General features: G+C 38.2%; 9 protein-coding genes. All 9 read left to right on the top strand.

Features of this window, described 5'->3' with window-relative positions; all coding sequences use genetic code 11:
• Positions 1 to 9: 9 nt before the first annotated feature.
• The 9 genes from PHO70_00925 to PHO70_00885 all read left to right on the top strand — a co-directional run bounded on the left by PHO70_00925 (position 10) and on the right by PHO70_00885 (position 8,379).
• Positions 10 to 837 carry a hypothetical protein gene (locus tag PHO70_00925; GenBank protein MDD5431542.1) on the top strand — a complete coding sequence of 276 codons (828 nt, stop codon included), beginning with the start codon at positions 10 to 12 and terminating at the stop codon, positions 835 to 837.
• An 82-nt stretch (positions 838 to 919) separates the two neighbouring features.
• Positions 920 to 1,696 (top strand): peptidase MA family metallohydrolase, encoded by a 777-nt coding sequence (locus PHO70_00920; GenBank protein ID MDD5431541.1) that lies wholly within the window; start codon positions 920 to 922, stop codon positions 1,694 to 1,696.
• 54 nt (positions 1,697 to 1,750) lie between these two features.
• Positions 1,751 to 1,996, top strand: a complete 246-nt coding sequence (locus PHO70_00915; protein MDD5431540.1) for a hypothetical protein — start codon at positions 1,751 to 1,753, stop codon at positions 1,994 to 1,996.
• Complete coding sequence (locus PHO70_00910; GenBank protein ID MDD5431539.1) at positions 1,989 to 2,198, top strand: hypothetical protein; 210 nt, start codon at positions 1,989 to 1,991, stop codon at positions 2,196 to 2,198. Before PHO70_00915 ends, PHO70_00910 begins: the two co-directional genes overlap by 8 nt.
• Before the next feature lie 2 nt (positions 2,199 to 2,200).
• A complete protein-coding gene (locus PHO70_00905; protein ID MDD5431538.1) occupies positions 2,201 to 2,920 on the top strand; it encodes a F0F1 ATP synthase subunit delta in 720 nt (239 codons plus the stop codon).
• A 10-nt stretch (positions 2,921 to 2,930) separates the two neighbouring features.
• Positions 2,931 to 4,415, top strand: coding sequence for a F0F1 ATP synthase subunit alpha (locus PHO70_00900; GenBank protein MDD5431537.1), 1,485 nt, complete (start codon positions 2,931 to 2,933; stop codon positions 4,413 to 4,415).
• A gap of 9 nt (positions 4,416 to 4,424) precedes the next feature.
• The gene (locus PHO70_00895; GenBank protein ID MDD5431536.1) at positions 4,425 to 5,309 is read left to right on the top strand and encodes a F0F1 ATP synthase subunit gamma; all 885 of its coding nucleotides are present in this window, start codon (positions 4,425 to 4,427) and stop codon (positions 5,307 to 5,309) included.
• Positions 5,306 to 6,709 (top strand): F0F1 ATP synthase subunit beta, encoded by a 1,404-nt coding sequence (atpD, locus tag PHO70_00890; GenBank protein MDD5431535.1) that lies wholly within the window; start codon positions 5,306 to 5,308, stop codon positions 6,707 to 6,709. Before PHO70_00895 ends, atpD begins: the two co-directional genes overlap by 4 nt.
• The gene (locus PHO70_00885) at positions 6,706 to 8,379 is read left to right on the top strand and encodes a GspE/PulE family protein (GenBank protein ID MDD5431534.1); all 1,674 of its coding nucleotides are present in this window, start codon (positions 6,706 to 6,708) and stop codon (positions 8,377 to 8,379) included. Before atpD ends, PHO70_00885 begins: the two co-directional genes overlap by 4 nt.
• The last annotated feature ends 4 nt before the right edge of the window (positions 8,380 to 8,383 follow it).

The raw sequence follows: 8,383 nt of genomic DNA, 5'->3' as shown, positions 1-8,383 counted from the left end.
AGGAGCAAAATGAGAAGATTTAAATTTTATATGGTAGGAGTTTTTTTATGCCTTTTTATTTCACTTTCTACCCAAGCTTATGCCAACATCGTTTTAAAGGTAATCGCTGTTAACCCATCCAAAGAACAAGTCCAAAGAGTCCCTGTAAAAGCATACCTGCCCAAAGAAGCTAAGCCTGAGAACGTAGTTGATAAAGGAGACCTTGAGATTGCCTACGACACTCAACAAGGCTCCTACTACATCTATGGTGAATATGAATTAAAACCGGGAGAAATTGTTGAAAGGGATATTGAAATCCGCGACATCTGGACTATTCCCGAAACTGAAATTACCCCTCTAAAGACAGAAATTAACAAACTTTATGATTTACTAAAAAATACTGAATTTTCCGATAGAATCTCTTTCCTAAAAAACAACATTGAATCAAAATTAAACCAAGTCCAGGAAAACCAACTAAGCTCTCCAGCTAATCCTGAACGCCATATCTCAGACTTTAGAGAAAACTTAAAAATCCTTGATTCGGTAAAATCCGACTTAGTCTTAGCGCGCAGCTTCATGAATCAAGTTAAGCTCTTTCCTTCATCTACAGTTTGGAAAATTATTATTATTATTGTTTTATTCTTAGGCATCCTAGGAGGGAGCTTCTACATGATCTGGCAGAAACAAATCAAAACCATTAAAGAAGAAGATACTTTCTTTAAACCTGCCAAAGAAGGAGAGGAAACTCCTGGAGAGCCCCTCGAGAAAGAAGAAGAGGGAGAGAAGGAATTTGAAGCGAAAGATATTGATAAGATATTAAACGAAGAAGAGAAGCCAAAAGAAGAACCAAAATCATAAATTCTCTTTTAGCCAACCAAAAGTGAAATCCATAGATTATAGTCTTAGATTACTTCGTCGTTCGCTTCGCTCACTTCTCGCAATGACTATAATTTTTCTCATCTCTTACTCCACCTGCCAGGCTGAAATCAAAACCTCTTTTTGGGAAACCAAAAAAAGCGAACATTTTGTTTTATACTTTCAGAATGCTTCATTAACATATGTTAATGAAATTCTTGACCACGCCGAAAACTATTATAAAAATATCGCTGAAGAACTAGGGTTCATCCGTTACAGTAAATTTTGGACTTGGGATAGCCGCGCTAAGATTTATTTATACAAAGATAAGGAAACCTATCAAAATGAAACGAATTACCCGGAATGGTCCACCGGTGGAGTGCACGCAACGAAACGTGAAATTTATTCCTATATGAATATGCAAGATTTCCTTGATACAATCCTGCCTCACGAATTAGGCCATATCATTTTCCGTGAATTTGTCGGATACAAAAAGAAAATACCCCTTTGGCTCGACGAGGGAGTTGCCTGTTTTTTAGAAAAGAAAAATAGACCAGACAGGCTTCTTGTCGCAAAATGGCTTATCAACAAAACCGGATTTTTGCCTTTGGAAGACCTTGGGAAAATGTCCCGCGGAGGAGTTTTAATGCCGGATATTTTTTATGCCGAATCAACTAGCATTATAGACTTTCTCATCAAAGTATACGGAAAAGATAAATTTGGCGATTGCTGCCGGGCGCTAAGAGAATTAGGGATTAACCAAGACTGGTTTAGCGCATTCAAGAAAACCTATGGCTTTAAATCTTTAGAAGAATTCAATTCTACCTGGAAAGACTATTTATCTGCTACCCTCTGGCATTAATAGATTTATAAATTTATCTTTACTCGCCCAACAAACAATATTATAATATAAAAAATGAATGTTTCGTTAATGGATACAAGAAAAATCATTTTTGAGGGAAATATAAAAGAAGCTGTCTTGCCCGGAGAAGACGGAGAGCTTACAGTTTTAGATTTCCATCAGCCTTTTTTATGCCGTCTAAGAAGCGGGTTTGTTACGCTAAGACTAGATCCTCTTAAAGAAAATCGTATAATGATAAAATATGGCGTTGCTAAAATGTCAAGAAACGATTTAACAATACTTGTGGAGGAATATGCGTAATTTCACGATTGCCTTAATCATGTTTTTAAGCACACTTGGGCCCGCGGCTGTAATTGGCATTATCGGTTATGCTGCAGTAAAAGCTGTAGGGAGAAACCCCTCAGCAGCCCCAAAAATCCTCATCTCAATGATTATCGCGTTTATTTTTGCTGAAGCAATTGCTATTATTGCACTTTTGGTTGTTTTTAACCTATTTAAATAACTATGATTATCCAATTAATTATCCTGCAAGTAGCTGCTGTTTTCGGATTGCTATTCTTACTTAGGATCCTCTATAAAAAACATCTTGGCTACGCGGAAACCCGGCTTAAAGAACTACAGGCTGAGCTATCGGCAAGAGAAGCTCAAGTAAAAAAAGAACTTGAAGAAGCAAGAAAATTAAAATTAGCGGAATTTGATAAAGCAAGGGCTGATTCCAAAAAAATCGTTGATGAAGCAAGGTTGCTTTGTGATTCTTTGCGCCAGAAAGCAGAAGAAGATGCAAAGCTTGAAAAACAAAAGTTACTTACTCAAGGGAATGATGAGATAGAACGAATCCGCAAAAATATAGCTTCCGACGTAAAGAACAAGGCCTTAGAGCTTTCAATGGAAATGTTAAAGCTTGCTTTTACCGGAAAAAATAATGAGCAATTGCAATATCAGCTAATTGATGAACTTATCCAAGAAGTAGAAAACCTTGACAAAACAAGAATAACCGTAAAATCAAATAAAATTAAAATCGTTTCATGTTTTAAATTAAACGAAAAGGAAATATCGCGTTTAAAAAATACCCTCTCAATTAAATTAGGCCAGGACATTACCATGGAAGAAAGTATAAATCCTGATTTGATTGCAGGGATTATCATCCAGATAGGCGAATTCATTATTGATGGCAGCCTTAAGAACAAATTACAAAAAACAATACCATACCTAAAAGGCTGTTAAACCTCTAATTATGAGTATAAACATACCAACATTAGACATAAAAGAGGTAGGAACAGTCAAAGAAGTAAAAAACGGCATCATAAAGATTGATGGTTTACCCTCCTGCGTCTACGGTCAATTAATTCAATTCCCCCAAGGCATCAAAGGAATGGTTATCGGCTTTACCCAAGAAGATGTTAATGTAATTATTTTTGGGCAAGAAAACAAAGTTTCAGTAGGAGAAATTGTTAGCTCGCTTGCCGAGATCATTAATGTCCCTGTTGGAGAAAAGTTTATCGGAAGGATTGTTAACAGCCTTTGCGAACCGATAGATAATAAAGGTGAAATTGCAGCAAGCGATTTTTACCCTGTTTTTAGGCAAGCTCCCGGAGTAATGGAAAGAGAACCGGTTACCGAATCTATGCTTACCGGAGTTAAAATTGTTGATTTCATCATCCCTGTTGGAAAAGGCCAAAGAGAGCTTATTATCGGGGATAGACAAAGCGGTAAATCAAGCATTGGGATAGACTCTATCATCAACCAGAAAGATAAAGATGTTATTTGTATTTATTGCTGGATAGGCGGTCCGGAGACAGCGTTAAAAAAAGTTATTTACTCTCTCTTGGATAAAGACGCTTTAAAATATACGATTGTCGTTTCTGCTTCCGCAGACACTCCTGCAGCCGAACAATACCTTGCCCCATACGTTGCATCCGCCTTGGGAGAATACTTTATGTATGCGGGAAAAAGTGTACTCGTTGTATTTGATGATCTAACAAAACATGCATGGATCTATCGGCAAATGTCATTACTCCTTGAGCGCTCACCCGGAAGAGAAGCTTACCCGGGAGATATTTTCTATCTGCATTCCCAGCTTCTTGAACGAGCGGCCAAGCTGAGAAAAGAATTAGGTGGCGGCTCAATGACATTCCTGCCTATTGCTGAAACATTACAAGGAGATATTACCGGGTACATTCAGACTAATCTTATCTCAATTACTGATGGCCAAATTTATATCAGCACCCCGCTATTCCGGGAAGGATTTAAGCCCGCAATTGACGTCGGGCTTTCAGTTTCCCGTATTGGAAGCAAAGTCCAGTATCCAGCGATTAAAGAGCTTGGAAGCGGGCTTAGGCTTGAGTATACCCAATACAGAGAAATGCTGCGCTTAACAAAACTTAGAACCCGGCTTTCTAAAGAAGCTTCGGAGAAACTACAACGCGGAGAAACCCTGCGGCAGATATTAATGCAGTCTAATAACAATCCTATCCCGTTAGAAGAAGAGATTGTGCTTTTTTACGCTTTTAAAAGAAAAATCCTAGAAGCAGTTCCTGTTGAGTTCTTGAAAAAGTATATAGAAGGCTTCTGTCCATATTTATACAAAGAAAGTCCGGAACTTATTAAACAAATTAAAGATAAAAAACAGCTTACCCCTGAAATAAAAATGGAGCTGGATAAAAAGATCGCCGATTTCTTTAAAGCTGTAAAAACGGAATTGTTAAATAAAAACACTTAAAAAAAATAAATGAGACCTTTAGTACAATTAAGGCAAGATTTTGAAGTTTCACGCACGCTAGGCGACATTATTGATGTCTTAAAGACTGCCGCAACTATACAATTCCGGACGCTTCAGCAAAAAGAAAAATTTAATGAAACATTCTCCAAAGAAATAAATCTTTGCATAAAAATTCTTCTGGAAAAGAAAGTAAAGCACCCGTATCTGCTTGAACGAAAAGAGTTAAAAAGCACAATCGTGGTAGTTACAAGTGATGAAGGATTTTTAGGAGGGCTTAATACCTTACTTATCAATAAAACAATGGATCAAAAACATTCTCCGAATGATGAGATAGTTGTGCTTGGGGAAAGAGGCGCCAGATACCTAGAAGACTTAAATCAAAAATTTATATTCTTCCCCGGAGTAACTGATCAGGTCAGATATGAAGAAGTTACTAAGGTTAGAGATTACCTATTAAATGGTTATCGGAAAAACATTGGCAGAATTATTATTGTCTATCCGGAATTCGTCAGCTTGACGCTACAAAGAGTAACAGCCATGAAATTCCTGCCCTGGACTCCCGAAGTACATTTAAATAATGACGATGTAGCACTGAAAGCGCAGTTTTCAAAAATATTTCTTGATGAAGTCTTAATTGAGCCTGATAATAGATGGGTATTGGAAGCTGTAATTGATTTATGGAGCGGATACAAGCTACAGGATATTTTCTGGTCGGCAAAACAATCGGAATTTGCCGCAAGAATCATGCATCTTGAAGGCAGTACTCAGGAATTAAACTTTTTAACGCATAAGCTTTCTTTAGAATATTTTCGCCAGATTCACGCATTAAAAGATAAGATTATCAGAGAGATTTCCGCCTCCAAAATTCTACTTGGAAGGCAAAAGGCAGAATGAGCGAAAAAAAAGGGAAAATAATCTCGGTTTCCGGTTCAGTTGTAGACGTACAATTTGATAAAGAATCTCTTCCTGCAATTTACGAAGTAATTAAAACAAAAACTTTTGATGATAAAGAAATTGTTTTAGAGGTAGTAGAACACAGGCAAGGGAATATCTGCAGATGTATTGCGCTTAATCCTACTTATGGCATCAAAAGAAACTCCGCGGGTATTGCTTCGGGTAAAAACCTAACTGTCCCTGTTGGAGACAGCCTTTATGGGAGAGTTTTAAATGTCTTAGGCCAGCCAATAGACAGGAAAGGGCCTCTTGAATGCAAAGACTTTATCGCAACTCATAACTTTAAAGATTCAAAAAGAAACATCGAGATTGACGAAAACAGCAAACTGGAATTTGAAATCATGGAAACCGGCATTAAAGCTATTGACTTGCTAACTCCTCTTGTCAAAGGTTCTAAAACCGGGATCTTAGGAGGTGCCGGCCTTGGCAAAACAATCCTGATTCTTGAAATTATCCATAATGTTATCACCAAACGCGAAGGAACCTGCGTTTTTAGCGGAGTTGGAGAACGTATCAGGGAAGGTAACGAGCTTTATTATGAATTTGAAAGGACAGAACTTCTTAGGCGTTCAATAATGGTTTTTGGCCAGATGGATGAATCTCCCGGCGCTCGTTTTGAAGCAGCGCATACCGGAGTTGCCATAGCAGAACACTATCTTGAAAAAGGAAATGAAGTTTTGTTTTTTATTGATAATGTCTTTCGTTTCGCACAGGCAGGAGCTGAGCTTTCAGCGCTCTTAGGAAGAATTCCCTCAGAAACAGGCTATCAACCAACGCTAACCAGCGAAATCAGTGAATTCCATGAAAGAATCAGATCTCAAGCAGGAGGCGCTTCCATTACTTCTGTTGAAGCAATCTATGTACCGGCAGATGACCTTACTGACCCTGCTGTTGTAGCAATCTTCTCCCACTTAGGTTCAACTGTTGTTCTTTCAAGAGATTATGTCCAACGCGGGCTTTATCCGGCAATTGACCCATTGCAGTCATCAAGCGGTTTTATTGATCCTGCTGTTGTAGGAAAAAGGCACTTTGAACTTGCTCAAGAAATAATGCGGCATTTCCAAAAATACCAGGACCTGCAAAGGATTGTTTCAATCATCGGCAAAGAAGAATTATCAAAGAACGAACGTATTATTTTTGACCGTGCCGGGAAGCTTCAAAATTTCCTTACTCAGCCGTTTTTTACAGGAGAATTATACACCGGCCAAAAAGGAGTTTATGTTACCCTGGAAGAAGCAATTAACGGGTGTGAACAGATAATCTCGGGAAGGGTAGACACAGTCCCAGATGATAAATTTTATATGATTGGCTCCATCGAAGATGCGAGGAAAGAAAAATGAAGATAGGAGAAATCTTAGTCCAAAAAGGATTAATTACAAAAGAACAGCTTGACTCAGCGCTTAAAGAAAGCAAGCGTAGCGGAGAAATTATTGGAAAAACGCTTATCCGTTTAAGCTACATAAGCCAGTCTCAATTATTAGAAGCACTCGCAGAACAACTTGGGCTAATCTTTTATCCAACATTAAAAGATACCAAAGTTCCTCCTGAAGTAATAAAAGCCGTTCCCGTTAAATTCGTTTGGCATTACAAATTTATGCCGCTTAAATTAAAAAATAATCTTCTAACTATAGCAATTTCTGATCCTTTGGCAGTCTGGCCAATGGAAGATTTAAAACTTCATCTTGGCTTTGACATAGAAAGAGTCCTTGTTTCAGAAAAAGAAATCCTTGATTCAATAAGGCGCTATTATGGATTGGGTGCTGAGACTATTGAAGAAATCTTGACTCAAGACAAGAGCGCAATGCAAGAGCAAAAAACCGCACAAGCAAAAGAAGAAGCTGTTGAAGAACTCGAAAAAACCGCACAGGACGCTTCAGTAATTAAACTTGTAAACCAAATATTATCTGAATCAATCTCAGCCCGCGCAAGCGACATTCATATTGAGCCTTTCCGCGATAAAGTAAGAGTTAGATACCGCATTGACGGCGTTCTTTACGATATGCGCATACCGGAACAACTAAAATACTTACAGACAGCGGTAGTCTCACGCATAAAGATACTTTCAAACTTAAATGTAGTAGAAAAAAGGCTTCCCCAAGACGGCCGGGCAATCGTAAAAGTCCAAGATAAACAGGTTGATTTAAGAATATCTATTATCCCTTCACTATACGGAGAAAATGTCGTCATAAGAATACTACCGGTGCATTTACTATTCAATATGGACGATCTTGGCCTTGAGCCAGAAGATCAAAATAAATTTGACATTTTGATGAAAAAACCGCATGGAATCATTTTTCTAACTGGGCCTACGGGAAGCGGAAAGACTACAACGCTCTACACCTGCCTTAGTAAACTTAACAAAGATGCCGTAAAAATTATTACTATTGAAGATCCTATTGAATACGAGCTTCCGGGAGTTATGCAGATTCAAGTCAGGCCAGAGATTGGCTTAACATTCGCAACCGCATTACGCAGTATCCTGCGGCATGACCCCGACATAATGATGGTTGGAGAGGTAAGAGACCTTGAAACAGCTGAGCTTTCAATCAGGACCTCTTTAACGGGGCATCTTATTTTCTCAACCCTGCATACCAATGATTCTGCAAGCGGGGCAACAAGGCTTTTGGACATTGGAATTGAACCTTACTTAGTAGCTTCATCAGTAAATGCTTTCATATCACAAAGGCTTGTACGAATTATTTGCCCATCCTGTAAAGAAGAATTCAAAGACCCCGGACCATTGCCTGATTTCTTAAAAGGAATTAAAATATTCCACGGAAAGGGATGTGAAAATTGCAATTTTATTGGGTTTAAAGGCAGGACAGCTATATATGAAATTTTTATGATGACTAACGAAATCCAGGAATTAATCATTAATAAAGCATCGGCTGCCCAGATTAAAAAGAAAGCAAAAGAGCTTGGGTTTAGAACCCTGCTTGATGCTGGTATTGAAAAAATTAAACAAGGGGTTACTACTCCTGAAGAAGTCTTAAGAATTGTAGAATCATAGAATA

The sequence above is a fragment of the Candidatus Omnitrophota bacterium genome, assembly GCA_028715415.1.
Classification (GTDB): Bacteria; Omnitrophota; Gorgyraeia; order Gygaellales; family Profunditerraquicolaceae; genus JAQURX01.
The sequence above is the reverse complement of the archived record's forward strand: the minus strand, read 5'-3'. Positions and strand labels throughout refer to the sequence as shown.

Excerpts from the sequence above, each read along its gene's own strand:
- PHO70_00895 (MDD5431536.1), top strand. The coding sequence starts at position 4,425 with ATGAGACCTTTAGTACAATTAAGGCAAGATTTTGAAGTTTCACGCACG.
- PHO70_00905 (MDD5431538.1), top strand. The coding sequence starts at position 2,201 with ATGATTATCCAATTAATTATCCTGCAAGTAGCTGCTGTTTTCGGATTG.
- PHO70_00910 (MDD5431539.1), top strand. The coding sequence starts at position 1,989 with ATGCGTAATTTCACGATTGCCTTAATCATGTTTTTAAGCACACTTGGG.
- PHO70_00915 (MDD5431540.1), top strand. The coding sequence starts at position 1,751 with ATGAATGTTTCGTTAATGGATACAAGAAAAATCATTTTTGAGGGAAAT.
- PHO70_00900 (MDD5431537.1), top strand. The coding sequence starts at position 2,931 with ATGAGTATAAACATACCAACATTAGACATAAAAGAGGTAGGAACAGTC.
- atpD (MDD5431535.1), top strand. The coding sequence starts at position 5,306 with ATGAGCGAAAAAAAAGGGAAAATAATCTCGGTTTCCGGTTCAGTTGTA.
- PHO70_00920 (MDD5431541.1), top strand. The coding sequence starts at position 920 with ATGACTATAATTTTTCTCATCTCTTACTCCACCTGCCAGGCTGAAATC.
- PHO70_00925 (MDD5431542.1), top strand. The coding sequence starts at position 10 with ATGAGAAGATTTAAATTTTATATGGTAGGAGTTTTTTTATGCCTTTTT.
- PHO70_00885 (MDD5431534.1), top strand. The coding sequence starts at position 6,706 with ATGAAGATAGGAGAAATCTTAGTCCAAAAAGGATTAATTACAAAAGAA.